The sequence below is a fragment of the Christiangramia flava JLT2011 genome (genome assembly GCF_001951155.1).
GTDB lineage: Bacteria > Bacteroidota > Bacteroidia > Flavobacteriales > Flavobacteriaceae > Christiangramia > Christiangramia flava.
In genome coordinates this window covers 263,373-279,207 of sequence record NZ_CP016359.1, presented here as the reverse complement: position 1 = coordinate 279,207, position 15,835 = coordinate 263,373, and the positions used below count along the sequence as shown (strand labels likewise).

The window sequence follows — 15,835 nt, the reverse complement described above, 5'->3', positions numbered from 1 at the left end:
ACCATATGAAAAACAAAGCCTCACAAAGCTTCCCGAAAGAAACCACTGTGAGGCCCTATTTAAAATGTGTCGTTAATTCTGATCATTTTTTTCTGATCGTAATTTTACGACTTTCAGGTTAATCCTGCAAGATTTTACGCCAGTTCGCTCTTGAGCACACCAACCTCGACCATGCAGTCTTTCATCATTTGGTAGGTTCGTTCAATGTCATTATCCAGGCCTATGGAAAACCGAATGAGTCCGTCACTTAGACCCATTTCCTGCTGTTCTTCCAATGGGATTTCCGAAGAAGTGGACGTACCGGGAGCACTAAAAAGCGTCTTGTAGAAACCAAGACTTACCGCCAGGTATCCCAAGTTGCGTTCCTGCATCAGTTCCATCAGATCATTGGCTTTGTCTAAGGAACCTACATCTATGGTAAGCATTCCGCCAAAACCATAATCTTCGTTCATCATGGTGCGGAAGAGCTCGTGGCCAGGATGAGATTCCAGTCCTGGATAAACGGTTCTAAAACCATCCTGCTGAAATTTTTCAGCCAGGAAAGCGGCGTTTTTGCTGTGCTGCTTCATCCGGATATGCAAAGTTCTCAGGTTTTTCAGAATGGAAGCCGCACGCAAACTGTCCATTGTTGGTCCCAGAAGCATAGCCGCTCCATCATTCACATTCCGAAGCGCGTTGATGAAATCCTTGGTTCCGCAAACCACGCCACCAACCGTATCGCTGCTGCCGTTGATGAATTTTGTTAAACTGTGAATGACCACATCGGCTCCCAGTTTTTGCGGATTAATCGACAACGGTGAAAACGTATTGTCTACCACCAGCTGTAGCTCATGAACGGTGGAAATTCTCGAAAGCGTAGGGATATCAGCCACCTCCAGTAAGGGATTGCTTACACTCTCGCAATAGATCATTTTAGTGTTTTGCTGTATGGCTTTCTCTACCGCTTCAATTTTAGTTATATCCACAAAAGTGGTTTCAATCCCCAGTTGCGGAGCGAAATTTTTCAGAAAAGCATAGGTCCCGCCATAAATCGTACGGCTGCAAACAATATGATCCCCACTCTTACAGGTTTGCAAAATAACCGAAGTAATCGCGCCCATACCGGAAGCGGCTACATTGGCGGTTTCAGTTCCTTCCATCGCCGCCAAAGCTTCGCCCAGGTATAAATTCGAAGGGGATGAATGCCGGGAATAGAGGTAACAACCTTCCGCATTTCCTTCAAACGTATCAAACATGGTTTTGGCTGAAAGAAAGGTATAGGTAGAAGAATCTGAGATCGATGGGTTAACGCCGCCGAACTCTCCGAAATACTGAAGATCCTGAATGCGGTCTGCCGGTTTATATTTCATTTTGAGAAAATTATCATTTTCATCAAATTTCGGGATAGGATATTTTAAAATCAATGAATGTCGGTTTATTCGGAAAATAAATCCTTTATTTAGTTTATTTAAGAAATAAAATCTGTAACCGACCAGGATTTCCTAAATTTGCCTGAAACTATTTCCGATATGAAACTAGATGATTTTGACCGCCATATTCTGAAACATCTTCAGCAGGATTCCAAAAAAACGAATAAGGAAATTTCCAACGAAGTGGGCCTTTCCGTAACCGCTGTTTATGAGCGCATCCGGAAAATGGAAAGGGAAGGCGTGATCTCCAAATACGTTGCGATTCTCAACCCGGAAAAGATCGAAAGGAATTTTATGGTGCTTTGCCAGATCAAGCTGCTGCAGCATACCCGCGAATATCTTACCCGTTTTGAAAAAGAAGTCACCGGCCTGCCTGAAGTGACCGAAGTTTTTCACGTGAGCGGCGACTACGATTATATCCTGAAGGTTCTGGTAAAAGACATGGAAGCCTATCGAGAATTTATGGTCACCAAACTAACCACCTTGAAGCACATTGGCAGCACGAAAAGCAGTTTTACCATCGGGAAAGTCAAGCAAACAACAGCTGTAAACCTGTAATTCTTAAAATTTTAAATTGTCGGCAGGCCTGCATTGGTCATTGCAGAGAATAGTCGTACTTTTGTGGTCAATTTGTTCAAAAATCCATAAAAAATACAATTATGAGTACATATGATGTAGCAGTGATCGGTTCGGGACCAGGTGGATATGTTGCGGCGATTCGCTGTGCACAACTGGGATTGAAAACTGCTATCATAGAAAAATATTCAACCCTTGGAGGGACCTGCCTGAATGTTGGTTGTATTCCAAGTAAAGCTCTTTTAGATTCTTCTCACCATTATCATGATGCGGTAGCGCATTTTGAAGATCACGGAATTGACATTCCCGGTGAAATCAAGATCAATCTAGATAAAATGATGGAGCGCAAAGCAGCGGTGGTTAGCCAGACCTGTGATGGAGTAAAATTCCTGATGGATAAGAATAAGATCGATGTGTACGAAGGTCTGGGCTCTTTCAAAGACAAAACGCATATCAATATCGATAAAGACGGGGAAACCCAGACGATTGAGGCGAAAAAGACCATTATCGCCACCGGTTCCAAGCCGGCGAACCTTCCGTTCATCGAATTGGATAAAGAGCGCGTGATCACTTCTACGGAAGCCTTAAAGCTGAAGGAAACCCCTAAACACATGATCGTGATCGGCGGCGGAGTGATAGGGCTGGAATTAGGACAGGTTTATCGCCGTTTGGGTGCTGAAGTGACCGTGGTAGAATTCATGGATCGCATCATTCCTACAATGGATAGCGCTTTAGCGAAAGAACTTCAGAAGGTTTTGAAGAAGCAGGGCGTGAAATTCCTTACCAGCACCAAGGTGAAATCGGTTGAAAGAAATGGTGATGAGATAACGGTGAAAGCTGATGATAAAAAAGATAAAGAGGTAGAGTTAAAAGGTGATTACTGCCTGGTTTCAGTAGGGCGCCGCCCATATACTGATGGACTGAATGCTGATGCTGCCGGAATCCAGATGGATGAAAAAGGCCGCGTACAGGTGAACGATCATTTGCAAACCAACGTGGAGAATATTTACGCGATCGGGGATGTGGTTCGTGGCGCCATGCTTGCACATAAAGCTGAGGAAGAAGGTGTTTTCGTTGCGGAAACGATTGCCGGGCAAAAACCTCACGTGAACTATAATTTGATTCCAGGAGTAGTCTATACATGGCCGGAAGTTGCCGCAGTTGGTAAGACCGAAGAGCAATTGAAGGAAGAAGGAGTGAAATATAAAGAAGGAAAATTCCCGATGCGAGCATTGGGACGTTCCAGAGCTAGCGGAGACTTAGACGGATTTGTGAAAATCCTTGCTGATGAAAAGACCGACGAGGTTCTGGGAATCCATATGATCGGTGCCCGTACAGCCGATTTGATCGCAGAAGCGGTAACCGCGATGGAATACCGGGCTTCTGCAGAGGATATCGCCAGAATGAGCCATGCTCACCCAACATTTGCCGAGGCAGTGAAGGAAGCAGCTCTGGCTGCCACCGAAAACAGAGCGATTCACGTGTAAATTGAAAATAGAATAAAAAAAGCCTCGTTAATACGGGGCTTTTTTTATTTTTAGAAATATGAGATTTATAATTCTTACCTCATTTTTAGTTTTCTTAAATGCGACTTTTAGTTGCCATGCCCAATTGAAAGACCGGGATATTTCGAATGGATATAATTACTACAACTCTAAATCAGTTAAAAACTCTCCTCTTGATGTATTAAATGGCGTTACCATAAATCCCAATGAAAAGAATATTGTAAGAGATTTTTTCAATACAGATTCCATTATAAAATATTTTGAACCGCATAAAACTCTTGTAGATAGTAAATTTGTTGAATTACAGGATAATATTGATTCTGCTTTTAGCGCACAGCAATTATATGATTTAGACTCTAAACTAAGTAGTCTCAAAAGTGTCAAAATTGATAAGAGCAAGCTGAAAGCCGATTATAGAATTATTGACTCCACTTTTTTCATGAGCTCTTTTCCCATAATCCAGAAATCTAAAGATTCAGTGCAATATGCATTTATTTATGAGGAAACAAAAAATCGCCCATATGGGCGATTGCGTATTGAAAAGAATATTTTTGATGATTGGTTTTGGGTAGGCACAGTAAGAATTCCAAAGTTCGATTTCGAAAAATTCAAATCATCAATTAAAAACTTTCCAGAAGAATACCAGGTAATTAATTGCTTTTTATTCGGAAAGGGGGCTGGTGTTAGAAAGAAATTTTCTCAAAACGGATCTATGTCTCGTGATTTTGATTATTTGCTTGATCCGGAAAAGTGGAACCGATTTAGTTATCCGTTTGAAGAACAAATCGAAATACGGAAACATTTAAGCGATGATAATATTCAGAATATTGTTAATTATTTAAATGGCGAGATCGAGGGATTGATAGATGAAGATTTTCTACTTGAACAAATAAAATGCTACTCAGAAAAAGAAATTTTAAAACCAGAAGATGCTTACGGTTTGTATAATGTAAGTAAGCCATATGTTTTTGTTTCAGGAGTCAATAATAATAAATATGCGATATTCTATTATTCGAAAGTTGATGGGAGATTGAATGGTGGTGGTGGGTTAATTTTAATGAAGAAAATAAATGGCATTTATGAGGTCCTAATTTCGAAAGCATTATGGGTTAGTTAATCACTGAAATTTCTCCAGCTTTCCCAAAACCACTTCTTTGTATGTTCTGCTGATTGGAATTGACTTGCTCTGAACGATCACTTCTTCATTGGAGTAGGATTCGATTTTATTTAAAGCTACGATAAAGGACCGGTGAATCCTGATGAAATCTTCGGAAGGCAGCTTGCTTTCCAGGGTGCTCATGGTCTCCCGGGTCACCTTTGTCCCTTCTGAAGTCTCAATTTTCAGGTAATCGCTCAGGCTTTCTATCCAGAAAATTTTATCAAAGTCTATTTTGTGCATTTTCCGGTCTATTTTCACGAAAATGAATCCCGCTTTCTGTGTGGCTGCCGAAACTCCGGTTTCTTTCAGGTGATGCTGCTGAAAATTGCTCACGGCATCCAGCAGTCTTTCAAAAGAAACCGGTTTTAACAGGTAATCTACCGCGTGCAGATCAAAACCGTCGATGGCGTATTCGCGGTAAGCCGTGGTGAAAATGATCCTGATCTTTTTGTTGATCGATTTCGCAAAAGAAATCCCTGAAATTCCGGGCATATTGATATCCAGGAAGATCAGGTCGATCTTTTCAGTATTGATGGCATTAAAGGCTTCCGTGGCATTTCTGCAGCGTTTCACGATCTCGATCGCATCGATACGGGAAAGATGGTTTTCCATGATATCCAGCGCTACGGGCTCATCATCAACGATTATGCAGCGAATCTTATTCAATTTTTTGCGGATTTTGGTGAAGGTTCACGTATAAAAATGCACGAAATTCTTCAGTTAAATTATGGATTTTCAACTCAAAATGATGAGGATATAAAATTTCCAGCCGGCGCCTGATGTTCTTCAGTCCAATTCCCTGGCTTTCGGAAACCGGATTTTTTTCAGCTTTAGAATTGATGATCTCAAAATTCAGGTTGGAACCCGTAATTTTCAGGTGGAGTTTTATCCGGAGGCTACCCTGCGCGTCCTTGCCGTGTTTGAAGCTGTTTTCCACGAGCGGCAACAATAGCATGGGCGAGATCTCCAGATGCTCCGGGATCGGGTCTATGTCCAGGTTGATGCTCAGAGCATCCTGGAAACGTTTTTGTTCCAGATCGATGTAATTTCGAATGTGGTTCACTTCATCCTTCAGTTTAACCACCGGTTTTCGGGTTTGATAGAGAATATAATCCAGGAGCTCAGAGAGCTGCAGGATCATTTCCGGAGTTTTGGCGTTATTGCTGAGGCTGAGCCCGTAGATCGTATTCAGCGTATTGAATAAGAAATGCGGGTGAATTTGCATTTTCAGGTAATGTAGTTCCTGTTCCTTCAATTTAAGCTGCGCCTCCAGAATCCGGTTTTTCAGCTCTTCATTTTTGGCTGCGGAAGTATAATTGTTTTTCAGAAGACTAAAGGCGGAAGCGATTACCACGACCAGGTAGATCGTGATCATAATGTAAAAAATACTCTTGGAAATAGGCAGACTCTCGTTCCATTCCAGCTTTAGGGCGATCACAAAAGCGTAAAATGCGGAGATGATGATGAAAACGGCCGAAACTACCAGCGTATAGAACGAATACAGCGCAAAACGTAAATATTTTTTGGGTAGCAGATAGCGAGGGATGAGGTGGTAAATAACCACGTATGTGGTCAGTATGGTTACCGGTAATAAAAATGCCGAAAACCCTATTTTTTCGGAAAAACTTCCGGCTTCGAGACCCAGGAAAAAACTGAAAAAGAGCAATACCAGCACCCAAAGAAACAGATGAATGCCCAGTCGCTTGAGCAGGGCTAAAAAAGATTTTCCAGATTCCATTAAGCAATAAAAATGCAATTTATAATCGACTACGGAAAATTTTTGCGACAGATTACCAGTTTGGCGGGGTGGAAAATCAGATTCTATTGCAAACGGTAGAATGGCGCGCAAAACTCGCGCTTCGTCGCAATTTTCTGCAAGGGCTGCTTTTAAAACTTAATTTTGAAGTATTAATCACTAAAACGCAGTTATGATAACCGTAATTTTTTACCTATTTCAGGATCAGGGTTTTTTCCAGCAGTTACTGGCCAGAATATATGAAGGCGGACCGTTTCCCATGACGCTGATTCTTTTACTGTTTTTCCTGATGATCTTTTTCATCATAAGATCAGCATTGAAATTAAGGGCTTTACCTCAAAGTTTCAGGAAATCGGTTTCTCTGGTAAATCAGGTGGCCTTACTGGCCGTGATCATCGGACTTTTTTTTCAGTTGATCGGGCTGATCCAGGTATTTGATGCTTTTGAATCACTGGGGAATATCCAGCCGGCATTGCTGGCAGGAGGTTTAAAAGTTACGCTGCTGCCACCAATTTTTGGAGGTTTGACTTTCATCATCGGGCGAATGGCCACCTTTATTCTGAACTGGCTCCGGAAGGAAGATCCGGTCACTGCCGCCTAGCCACAACAACCAAACTTCCATAAAATCAAAGGCATCAGGAATATTTCTGATGCCTTTTTTGCAAACCGGCCTTAGGGAAGCCGGCTGCAAACGCAGGCGAAGCCTGGCAGACCGAGTGATTTTGCGTTTTTGAAATGATGACGGCTAAATCAACCAAATTTTAAAACCAACCTGACCTTAGATGATAATCGTTTTGGTCAGTGTAAAACCATCCGTAGTATTTCCGGTGATAGAATCCAGCATGTTGTATTGCAGGCTATCCTGAAAAATGCCATCCTGGTTGTTCGAAGTATCGGCAGTGCCATTGTATTCACTGGTGGAGTATACTTCATCTGAAACGTCTTCCGGGAAAGCGATCTGGGTAATTTTCAGGGAATTTTCATTTGAGTCCAGCACTTCGAGATGAATATGCGGGGCACGGCCACGGTACCAGCCGGGGTAAATACTGAGAAATGAGGCATTTCCGTTGGTATCTGTGGTTTGTCTTCCTCTTAAAAAATGTTCGCTGGTATAACTTCCGTATTCCGAGTAGTTTCCGTCTGCATCACAGTGCCAAACGTCCACCAGCACATCGGCTACAGGTTCACAGGAGTTGCTCTGGTCCTGTACGATGATGTTGATGAGCAGCGGAACACCGGGTCGGTCGGCAATGATATTTTCTCGAACCAGTTGTGCAGGGGTTTTGATAGGGTATGGTCCCGCAGTTTCCTGAGGCGATACCACGCAGTCGCCGCTGGTTCCGCTTTCGTAATCTACTTCTCCGGTTTCATCAACCGCATCGGTAATCGCACTGTCGTCTTTGGAGCAGTTGGTAAGTACTGATGGAATGGCCAAAATAGTTCCGGCACCGATCATTCCTCTTCTTAAAAAATCTTTTCTTTTCATGACACTGATATTTTCTGAAGTAAAAATACCTATCAAATGCCTGTTGCTGAAAAAGTTGAGGTAAATGCGTTGGTTTTTGCGGTGATCAGGAATTCAGCTGGTCTTCGATGTTCGATTTGTAGCCGGAGCTAATCGGGAAATGCAGGTCACCAATACACAGCTCGTCGCTGCCAATGTTGGTCACCCGGTCAATATTCACGATATAAGAACGATGGATTCGGATAAAGGTATTCTCCGGAAGTTTTTTCAGAATCCCTTTCATGGTGGCCCGTGCTACCAGTCTTTTTCCATGATCCTGATGGATCTGGATGTAATCGTCCAGGGCTTCAATGTGGGTAATGTTTCCGTAGGGAATTCGGTGTAGCTGATAATCAGCCCGGATGTCGAGAAACGGCTTGTCGTTTACTGATTGTTGTTCGAGCTGGATCTCCCGGGAGGCACGTTCTACGCTTTCCTTAAATCGTTCGAATGAAAAAGGCTTCAGTAAATAATCGGTCGCATTGAGATTAAAACCTTCAATGGCATACTCTTCATAAGCCGTGATGAAAATGACCTTGATCTCCCGGTCCAGGTTCTTGTAGAGATCGATCCCGGTCTGCTGCGGCATCCTGATGTCCAGGAACAGCAGGTCTACTTCAAATTTGTTGATATAGCGAATTGCTTTTTTTTGTTCCGTAAAGGTCTTCCGAAGATCGAGTCCGTCCAATTTGGCACAGAACTGCTCGATCACGGCCAGGCTTAAAGGTTCATCATCTATGGCAACAGCGCTAATCATCCAGTTTGATATTGAGGTTCACAAGGTAAAAACCGTCTTTTTCTCCACTTTCAAGAGAATAATTCCCGGAATATATCAAATTCAGTCGGTTTTTGGAATTCTGAAGTCCTTCTTCCGTGCCGGGAACATCTCCATTTTTATAGACTATGCGGTTGCGCGTTTTCAACTGAAGGCGGGAATTTTCCACATGGATCAGGATCTCGATGATGCTGCGCTTATCGGTGTGCAGGCCAAATTTAAAAGCATTTTCAATATAATTGATCAGGATGAGCGGGGCGATCTCGTAGCCATTCGGTTCCCCGGAAACCTCGTAATGAAACTCCACATTTTCAGAAAAACGCAGTTTCTGTAATTCGATATAATCTTCAATATAGGTCAGTTCCTTTTTCAGCGATACTTTTTTCGACTCGCTTTCCGAAACCACATAGCGCATCAAACTGGAAAGTTTCAGGATGGCCATGGGCGTTTGCTTGTTCTGGGTGAGCGCGAGTGCGTACAGGCTGTTCAGTGTATTGAACAAAAAATGCGGATTGATCTTGGCTTTAAGGTACGAAAGTTCGGCACTGATCTTTTCATTTTTCAATTCTGAAATCTGGTGCTGAATGCGCAGCAGGAGCGAGAGGATAAAGACTAACCCAAACTGAAAGATGAGGCCAGGCTGAGGGCCGGGATGAAAGCCCGGTTCCCGCATATTCATTCCGGGTTCGCGGAAAACCTGGGGCGGTTGCGGTGCCTGAACCGATATCAGTACGTCGGGTAAAAAGGTCACCAGCAGGAAACAGGCAAGCGTCACAAGGCCAAAAATCACGTATTTTTTCTGGCTGTAAAATTTCGGGATGAAGAGGAAATAATTCAGGAAAAAATAGAGTAGTAGTAGTACGTAGCCTAAAAAACTTCGCTGGAAAGGCGGCACATCGAACATGTGAATACCTTTACTGAAATCTGGAGAGGTGACGATGGGAATGCATAAAAGCGTGAGGCCTGTGAGGACGAAAATGAAGGTATTCCGGTTTGCTTTCAAGTCTTTAGATTTTTAGCGAAGCTAAGATGATCTCCATATTCCTGGCAAATCTTTGCGGTAAACCGGCTCATTTTAGCGGTTAAAAGAAGTTTACCTGGTAGGAAAAATCGGCTTCCAGGCCTGCTTCCAGTTTTTCGATATCTGCTTTCTCGGTCAATTGCTGACTGGTGTTTTCAAAATCGGCCACTCCCAACCAGGGTTCCAGGCAAACATAGGGCGCGCCGGGTTTGGCCCAAATTCCCAAATTTTTGAAATCGCGATAGGTCATTTCCAGAATTTTCCCATGCTGATTGCTGAAAATTGCTACTTTTTTAGAAGGGATCTCCCGAAAGATCAGCGCATCTTCAGCAAAAATATCCCTGGTCAGAGCGATCTGCTTTTCGTTTTTCAGAATGGGTTTTGTTTCTTCGGAAACCAATCCGTTGGGACTCAGAATATGCGACTGCAGCATCATTTTTCGGTCAAATTCCAGGCGATAGTCCTCCAGCATTTCTCCTTCGAATAGGCAGATATTGAAAGCCGGGTGACCACCCAGGCAAAAATACAGTTCCTGCGTGTCCAGGTTGATCACCTGCTGACTCACTTCCAGGCTCTTTCCGCGAAGCGTATAGGCAATGCGATAACTGAATTTAAACGGGTAGACCGCCAGCGTTTCTTCGGAATAAAGCAATTCGAACACCAGCTGGTGTTCTGAACGTTCTTTCAGCCGGATGTTTTCATTGTGCCTGATGAAACCGTGCTTGGGCATCTCGTAGGTCTTTCCCTGGAAATGATATTTGCCATTTTTCATCATCCCGATATTGGGGAACAGGTTTGGTGCGTGACTTCCCCAGATCTGCGGGTCGGCCTGCCAGATATGCTCCAGGTGATGCTCCCTATTATATACGCTGCAGAGTTCTGCACCGGTTTCCTTCACGGCAATTTTCAGAAATTCATTCTCAAGCTGGTAGATATTCACAAGTTCATTTTTTTTCTAAAATACGATCAAAACCGCCTGAAAATGGCACTTTTCAGAAAGATTTAAAATTTTCGATATTTTTAAACAAAAATTGAGATGAAAAAGATCCTGGCTTTTGCCGGTTCCAATAGCAGCGCTTCCATTAACAGGCAGTTGCTGGAAAATGTCCTGAAGAGAATGGACAACCTGGATATAGAACAGATTCGGCTAACCGATTTTTCCCTGCCCATCTTCAGTGTGGATCTGGAAAAACGGGGAATTCCTGAAAACGTTTTGAAACTGCAGGAACAGATCGATCGTGCAGTTGCGCTGGTGGTGGCGGTCAATGAGCACAATGGCGGCCCCTCCGCATTTTTTAAAAATACCATAGACTGGCTTTCACGAAATCGCCGGGATTTTCTGCAGGATAAAAAAATTTTGCTGATCAGTACATCCCCGGGAGCGCGCGGTGCGAAATCATCCCTAGAATACACCGAGCGCATTTTTGGCCGTTTTGGAGGAGAAGTGCTGGAAAGCTTCAGTTTTCCTTCGTTTAAAGACAATTTTCACGACGGAAAGGTAATTAATGAAGTGCTGGATATGGGAATACAGGATGTGGTTACTACCTTTGCGCATCAAATTTCAGAATAGGTGCGTACTTCGAAAAGTTTTAAGCTCGCGGAACCCGATATCTTCAAAAAAAAACTGCTTTCCTGGAGCAGGCAGTTCCGGGAGATCGCGTGGCTGGACAGCAATAATTACGAATCCAATACCGGTGAATATGAAGCGGTTTTGGCTGTGGAAGCTTTTACGGCCATCAAAACCGACCATTTTGGAGCTTTTGATAAACTGAAAGAATACCAGGAAACTACGGCCGACTGGATTTTCGGCTACCTTTCCTACGACCTGAAAAATGACGTAGAAGACCTGAAATCAGCAAATTTTGACGGACTTCAATTTCCCGATCTGTATTTTTTTCAGCCGCAAAAACTGATTTTTCTGAAAGAGCATACGGCTGAATTTGTGTACCTGAGAATGGTGGATGATGAGATCGATGGGGATTTTGAAGCTATTCGGCAAACAGAAGTGGAGGAAGTGGCCAGCCTTCCGCAGTTATCGATGCAACCCAGGATCTCCAAAACCGACTATTTTGAAAAACTGGAACAGCTGCTGCGCTACATTCATCGAGGCGATATCTACGAAGCCAATTTTTGCCAGGAATTTTATGCAGCCAATGTGGAAGTCTCACCTTTCCAGGTCTATCAGTCGCTGAACGAGATTTCGAATCCGCCGTTTGCGGCTTTTTTGCAACTGGAAGACTACAACCTTATTTCGGCATCACCGGAACGATATTTAAAGAAAAAAGGCAGTGAATTATTGTCACAGCCAATCAAAGGAACGGCAAGGCGGGCAGAAGACCGGGAAGAAGATCAGCAAATTATTGAAGCGCTCGAGAACGACCCGAAGGAACATTCAGAAAATGTGATGATCGTGGATTTGGTAAGAAATGACCTGTCCCGTATCGCTGAAAAAGGCAGCGTGCGGGTTGATGAGCTTTGCAAGGTCTATACCTTCACGCAGGTTCACCAGCTCATATCATCGGTTCGTGCCCGCATTGCGGAAGGAATCCCACCGGTGGAAGCCTTGAGGACCAGCTTTCCCATGGGCAGCATGACCGGCGCTCCCAAGATTTCTGCCATGAAGATCATCGAAGAGCTGGAAGAAACCCGAAGGGGGCTCTACAGCGGTGCCGTGGGTTATTTTAGCCCTGATGGGGATTTTGATTTCAATGTTGTGATTCGCAGTATTCTTTATAACGTGAAAAACCAGTATCTTTCCTTTTCAGTAGGTGGCGCTATCACGGCCAGTTCCATTCCGGAGAAAGAATATGAAGAATGTATGATCAAAGCACGCGCAATGTTGCAGGTGCTTTCCGGTAAGGTAGAATAGATTTGCGCCTGCTTTGTAATTTTGAATTTCCATGGAAAAGGAATTTAAGAACCTGATAAAAACCCGTTTCCCGTACCTTTGTAACACCAGGCTGTTGCTGGCGGTAAGCGGCGGCGTGGACAGTATGGTGCTGGCCTGTCTCTGCGCGCATGCCCATCTCGATTTTTCGATCGCCCACTGTAATTTCATGTTGCGCGGGGAAGAAAGCGATGGGGACGAGTCTTTTGTTCGGAACTTTGCAGAGCAGCTGGAAGTGCCATTTTTTACGCAGGCCTTTCAAACGGAAAAATATGCTTCGGAAAAAGGAATTTCCACTCAAATGGCAGCGCGTGACCTTCGCTACGAGTGGTTTGAAGAACTGCGGAAGACCAACCGCCATGAATATATTCTTACCGCTCATCATGCCAATGACAACCTGGAAACTTTCCTGATCAATCTCATTCGCGGCACCGGCCCGGAAGGTCTGAGCGGCATCAGTGAGAAAAATCATAAGGTCATCAGGCCGCTGCTCAGTTTCAGTAGAAAGGAAATCGAGGCCTATGCTGCGGAAAATAAGCTGGAATGGCGAGAAGACAGCAGCAATGCTTCAGATAAATACATGCGGAACAAGATCAGGCACCAACTGGTTCCGGTGATGATGGAATTGAACCCGCAGCTGTTGCAAAGCTTTGCCAAAACCCAGGATCACCTGCGCGAAAATATGGACCTGGTGGAGGATTATATCAGCCTGCTGTACCCAAAGCTCGTTCAGAAAGACCTCTATGGTTACCAGATCGATCTCGATTTTCTGAAAAAAATACCCAGCAAGAACCAGATCTTATACCAGCTGCTGAAATCGTTCCGCTTTACGGAATGGGATGATGTTTACAACCTGGTGGATGCCCAGAGCGGGAAAATGGTGTTTTCGCCCACCCATCGCCTTATCAGGGACCGCGAGACCCTACTGCTTACCGAGCGGCGCGTAAAAACTGGCCGGAAGCACTATGTATTTGAAGAAAATGAGAAATTCCTCATGATTCCCGGGGGGATCCTCCGGGTTAAGCCTGTTTCTGAAATTGGAGAAACCGCTGCGAACAAGATCTATGTCGCAAGAGAAAAGCTGAATTTTCCGCTGGTCATCAGGCGCTGGAAAAAGGGCGATTATTTCCATCCTTTTGGGATGAAGGGTAAAAAGAAACTGAAAGATTATTTCAGGGACGAGAAATTTTCAATTCCGGAGAAAGAAGACACCTGGATTCTCTGCAGCGGTGAGGAAATTGTCTGGATCGTGAACCACCGTGCCGATGATCGCTTTAAAGTGGAGCCGGAAACTCGGGAAATCCTGCAGGTGAGTTTCGGGTAAGTATTGCTGCAAATGCTTTAGGTTTAAGCGGGTTATTTCTATATTTAGGAGCTTAAAACCGTATTCCATGAAATTCAGTTACCGTATCCTCTGGGTTATGCTCTTATTATTCATCATTTCACCAACGCAGGCCCAGGATTCAACGTATTCAGTTCAAGATCATTACACCAAAATGGAAGTGGACATTCCCATGCGGGATGGCATCAAACTGCACACTACGATCTATTCGCCTAAAGACACTTCGGAAGAATATCCAATCCTGATGCAGCGAACACCTTACAGCTCGCGGCCTTACGGAGAAGGACAATTTCGCCAGAAGATCGGTCCCAACGAATTCCTGATGAAGGAGGGATACATTATCGTTTACCAGGATGTGCGTGGCCGCTGGATGAGTGAAGGCCAATACGACAATATGCGTGCGTTCATCCCGAATAAAAAAGGAGATCAGACCGATGAAGCCAGCGATACTTACGATACCATTGAATGGCTGATCAATAATGTGGAAAATAATAATGGGAATGTTGGGACCTGGGGAATTTCCTATCCCGGATTCTATTCAACATATTCCTTGTTAAGTGGTCACCCTGCCCTGAAAGCGGCTTCACCGCAGGCGAGCATCAGCGATTTCTTTTTTGATGATTTTCATCATAATGGCGCCTACCTTTTGAGCTATTGGAGAGCCACGGCGCTTTTTGGTTACCAAAAAACAAAACCTGTGGATACCGCCTGGTACCAGTTGCCAGATCTGGGCACACAGGACCAGTACCAGTTCTTTTTGGACGAAGGTCCTTTGAGTAACCTGGACGAATATTATAAAGAAGACAACGAGTTTTGGCAACAGCTGAAATCTCATCCGAATTATGACGAGTTCTGGCAATCTCGCGGAATCACCCAGTATATGAAGGATATCAAACCGGCGGTGATGATCGTTGGAGGACTTTTTGACGCCGAGGACCTTTACGGCCCGTTCCATATTTACGACAGTATGGAGCAGAACGGCGATAACTTCAATATGATCGTGTATGGTCCCTGGAGTCATGGCGACTGGGCGAGAGAGCAGGGAAGACAGTCGGTGGGAAACGTTTATTTTGGCGATAGCATCAACACGCATTTCCAGCGAGATTACGAAACCGTCTTTTTTGACCATTTTCTAAAGAAAAAGACCAAGGATCAAATTCGCCTTCCGGAGGCACATATTTATGATACGGGTGCCCGCGAGTGGAATGATTACCAGCAATGGCCGCCAAAAGCTACCAAGAACAAAACCTGGTATCTTGGTCCGGATCAGAAACTCACCAATACGCCCAATACTACGGAAGTAAGTTTTGTGAGCGATCCTAAAAAACCAGTTTCCTATAACAACGAGATCAAAATGGTGTTTACACCGCGAGAATATATGAGCGGTGACCAGCGTTTTGCGGCGCGTCGTCCAGATGTGCTGGTTTTTGAAACCGATGTATTGCAGGAAGACATGAAGCTGGTTGGAGAGATCCAGGCGAACCTGAAGGTGGCAACCACCGGAACTGCTGCAGACTGGGTCGTGAAGGTCATCGATGTATATCCGCCAGATGCTGAAAACTACGAGGAAACCATGCCCTCGCTTAAAATGAGCAATTACCATATGATGGTGCGCAGTGAAGTAATGCGAGGTCGTTTCCGTAATAGTTTTGAAAAACCGGAACCGTTTACGCCCAATAAAAAAACCGATGTGAATATCACCCTCCAGGGAATCAATCACACCTTCCAAAAAGGGCATAAATTGCAAATCCAGGTTCAGAGCACCTGGTTTCCGTTGATCGATCTCAACCCGCAAACCTATGTAGACAATATCTTTGAAGCTAAAAAAGAAGACTTCCAGAAGCAGACGCATACCGTTTTTGGGGATTCTTCTGTTAAATTCCATCTTCTTGAAGAATAGT

General features: G+C 44.1%; 15 protein-coding genes. 8 read left to right on the top strand and 7 right to left on the bottom strand.

Going from position 1 to position 15,835, the window contains the following annotated elements; translation table 11 throughout:
• Positions 1-134: 134 nt before the first annotated feature.
• Positions 135-1,349: an aminotransferase class I/II-fold pyridoxal phosphate-dependent enzyme gene (locus GRFL_RS01125; RefSeq protein WP_083645907.1), complete on the bottom strand. Its 1,215-nt coding sequence runs from the start codon at positions 1,347-1,349 to the stop codon at positions 135-137.
• A gap of 159 nt (positions 1,350-1,508) precedes the next feature.
• On the opposite strand from GRFL_RS01125, the gene GRFL_RS01120 reads away from it, so the two are divergent.
• From GRFL_RS01120 to GRFL_RS01110, 3 genes are all read left to right on the top strand, one after another.
• Positions 1,509-1,967, top strand: coding sequence for an Lrp/AsnC family transcriptional regulator (locus GRFL_RS01120; protein ID WP_083642721.1), 459 nt, complete (start codon positions 1,509-1,511; stop codon positions 1,965-1,967).
• A 101-nt stretch (positions 1,968-2,068) separates the two neighbouring features.
• Complete coding sequence (lpdA, locus tag GRFL_RS01115; RefSeq protein WP_083642719.1) at positions 2,069-3,472, top strand: dihydrolipoyl dehydrogenase; 1,404 nt, start codon at positions 2,069-2,071, stop codon at positions 3,470-3,472.
• 58 nt (positions 3,473-3,530) lie between these two features.
• Entirely contained in the window at positions 3,531-4,607 is a 1,077-nt protein-coding gene (locus GRFL_RS01110; RefSeq protein ID WP_139839233.1) for a hypothetical protein, read from the top strand.
• On the opposite strand, the gene GRFL_RS01105 is transcribed toward GRFL_RS01110, so the two are convergent.
• Both GRFL_RS01105 and GRFL_RS01100 read right to left on the bottom strand, forming a co-directional pair.
• Positions 4,608-5,315 carry a LytR/AlgR family response regulator transcription factor gene (locus GRFL_RS01105; protein WP_083642716.1) on the bottom strand — a complete coding sequence of 236 codons (708 nt, stop codon included), beginning with the start codon at positions 5,313-5,315 and terminating at the stop codon, positions 4,608-4,610.
• Positions 5,308-6,387 (bottom strand): sensor histidine kinase, encoded by a 1,080-nt coding sequence (locus tag GRFL_RS01100; RefSeq protein WP_083642714.1) that lies wholly within the window; start codon positions 6,385-6,387, stop codon positions 5,308-5,310. Before GRFL_RS01100 ends, GRFL_RS01105 begins: the two co-directional genes overlap by 8 nt.
• Before the next feature lie 190 nt (positions 6,388-6,577).
• On the opposite strand from GRFL_RS01100, the gene GRFL_RS01095 reads away from it, so the two are divergent.
• A complete protein-coding gene (locus GRFL_RS01095; RefSeq protein WP_083642712.1) occupies positions 6,578-7,006 on the top strand; it encodes a MotA/TolQ/ExbB proton channel family protein in 429 nt (142 codons plus the stop codon).
• A 177-nt stretch (positions 7,007-7,183) separates the two neighbouring features.
• On the opposite strand, the gene GRFL_RS01090 is transcribed toward GRFL_RS01095, so the two are convergent.
• From GRFL_RS01090 to GRFL_RS01075, 4 genes are all read right to left on the bottom strand, one after another.
• A complete protein-coding gene (locus tag GRFL_RS01090) occupies positions 7,184-7,891 on the bottom strand; it encodes a dioxygenase family protein (RefSeq protein ID WP_083642710.1) in 708 nt (235 codons plus the stop codon).
• Positions 7,892-7,976: 85 nt separating this feature from the next.
• Complete coding sequence (locus tag GRFL_RS01085) at positions 7,977-8,666, bottom strand: LytR/AlgR family response regulator transcription factor (RefSeq protein WP_083642708.1); 690 nt, start codon at positions 8,664-8,666, stop codon at positions 7,977-7,979.
• Positions 8,659-9,687 (bottom strand): sensor histidine kinase, encoded by a 1,029-nt coding sequence (locus GRFL_RS01080; RefSeq protein ID WP_139839248.1) that lies wholly within the window; start codon positions 9,685-9,687, stop codon positions 8,659-8,661. Before GRFL_RS01080 ends, GRFL_RS01085 begins: the two co-directional genes overlap by 8 nt.
• A 79-nt stretch (positions 9,688-9,766) precedes the next feature.
• Positions 9,767-10,645 (bottom strand): aldose 1-epimerase family protein, encoded by an 879-nt coding sequence (locus GRFL_RS01075; protein ID WP_086047716.1) that lies wholly within the window; start codon positions 10,643-10,645, stop codon positions 9,767-9,769.
• Between the two features lie 96 nt (positions 10,646-10,741).
• On the opposite strand from GRFL_RS01075, the gene GRFL_RS01070 reads away from it, so the two are divergent.
• The 4 genes from GRFL_RS01070 to GRFL_RS01055 all read left to right on the top strand — a co-directional run bounded on the left by GRFL_RS01070 (position 10,742) and on the right by GRFL_RS01055 (position 15,834).
• Positions 10,742-11,275 carry an NADPH-dependent FMN reductase gene (locus GRFL_RS01070; RefSeq protein ID WP_083642705.1) on the top strand — a complete coding sequence of 178 codons (534 nt, stop codon included), beginning with the start codon at positions 10,742-10,744 and terminating at the stop codon, positions 11,273-11,275.
• The gene (pabB, locus tag GRFL_RS01065) at positions 11,276-12,574 is read left to right on the top strand and encodes an aminodeoxychorismate synthase component I (protein WP_083642703.1); all 1,299 of its coding nucleotides are present in this window, start codon (positions 11,276-11,278) and stop codon (positions 12,572-12,574) included.
• 31 nt (positions 12,575-12,605) lie between these two features.
• Positions 12,606-13,916: a tRNA lysidine(34) synthetase TilS gene (tilS, locus tag GRFL_RS01060; RefSeq protein ID WP_083642701.1), complete on the top strand. Its 1,311-nt coding sequence runs from the start codon at positions 12,606-12,608 to the stop codon at positions 13,914-13,916.
• A gap of 67 nt (positions 13,917-13,983) precedes the next feature.
• Positions 13,984-15,834 carry a CocE/NonD family hydrolase gene (locus tag GRFL_RS01055; protein WP_083642699.1) on the top strand — a complete coding sequence of 617 codons (1,851 nt, stop codon included), beginning with the start codon at positions 13,984-13,986 and terminating at the stop codon, positions 15,832-15,834.
• The last annotated feature ends 1 nt before the right edge of the window (position 15,835 follow it).

What these genes read in the sequence shown, in the direction of transcription:
- GRFL_RS01125 (WP_083645907.1), bottom strand. Translation starts at nt 1,349, where the DNA reads ATGAAATATAAACCGGCAGACCGCATTCAGGATCTTCAGTATTTCGGA.
- GRFL_RS01120 (WP_083642721.1), top strand. Translation starts at nt 1,509, where the DNA reads ATGAAACTAGATGATTTTGACCGCCATATTCTGAAACATCTTCAGCAG.
- lpdA (WP_083642719.1), top strand. Translation starts at nt 2,069, where the DNA reads ATGAGTACATATGATGTAGCAGTGATCGGTTCGGGACCAGGTGGATAT.
- GRFL_RS01110 (WP_139839233.1), top strand. Translation starts at nt 3,531, where the DNA reads ATGAGATTTATAATTCTTACCTCATTTTTAGTTTTCTTAAATGCGACT.
- GRFL_RS01100 (WP_083642714.1), bottom strand. Translation starts at nt 6,387, where the DNA reads ATGGAATCTGGAAAATCTTTTTTAGCCCTGCTCAAGCGACTGGGCATT.
- GRFL_RS01095 (WP_083642712.1), top strand. Translation starts at nt 6,578, where the DNA reads ATGATAACCGTAATTTTTTACCTATTTCAGGATCAGGGTTTTTTCCAG.
- GRFL_RS01090 (WP_083642710.1), bottom strand. Translation starts at nt 7,891, where the DNA reads ATGAAAAGAAAAGATTTTTTAAGAAGAGGAATGATCGGTGCCGGAACT.
- GRFL_RS01085 (WP_083642708.1), bottom strand. Translation starts at nt 8,666, where the DNA reads ATGATTAGCGCTGTTGCCATAGATGATGAACCTTTAAGCCTGGCCGTG.
- GRFL_RS01070 (WP_083642705.1), top strand. Translation starts at nt 10,742, where the DNA reads ATGAAAAAGATCCTGGCTTTTGCCGGTTCCAATAGCAGCGCTTCCATT.
- tilS (WP_083642701.1), top strand. Translation starts at nt 12,606, where the DNA reads ATGGAAAAGGAATTTAAGAACCTGATAAAAACCCGTTTCCCGTACCTT.
- GRFL_RS01055 (WP_083642699.1), top strand. Translation starts at nt 13,984, where the DNA reads ATGAAATTCAGTTACCGTATCCTCTGGGTTATGCTCTTATTATTCATC.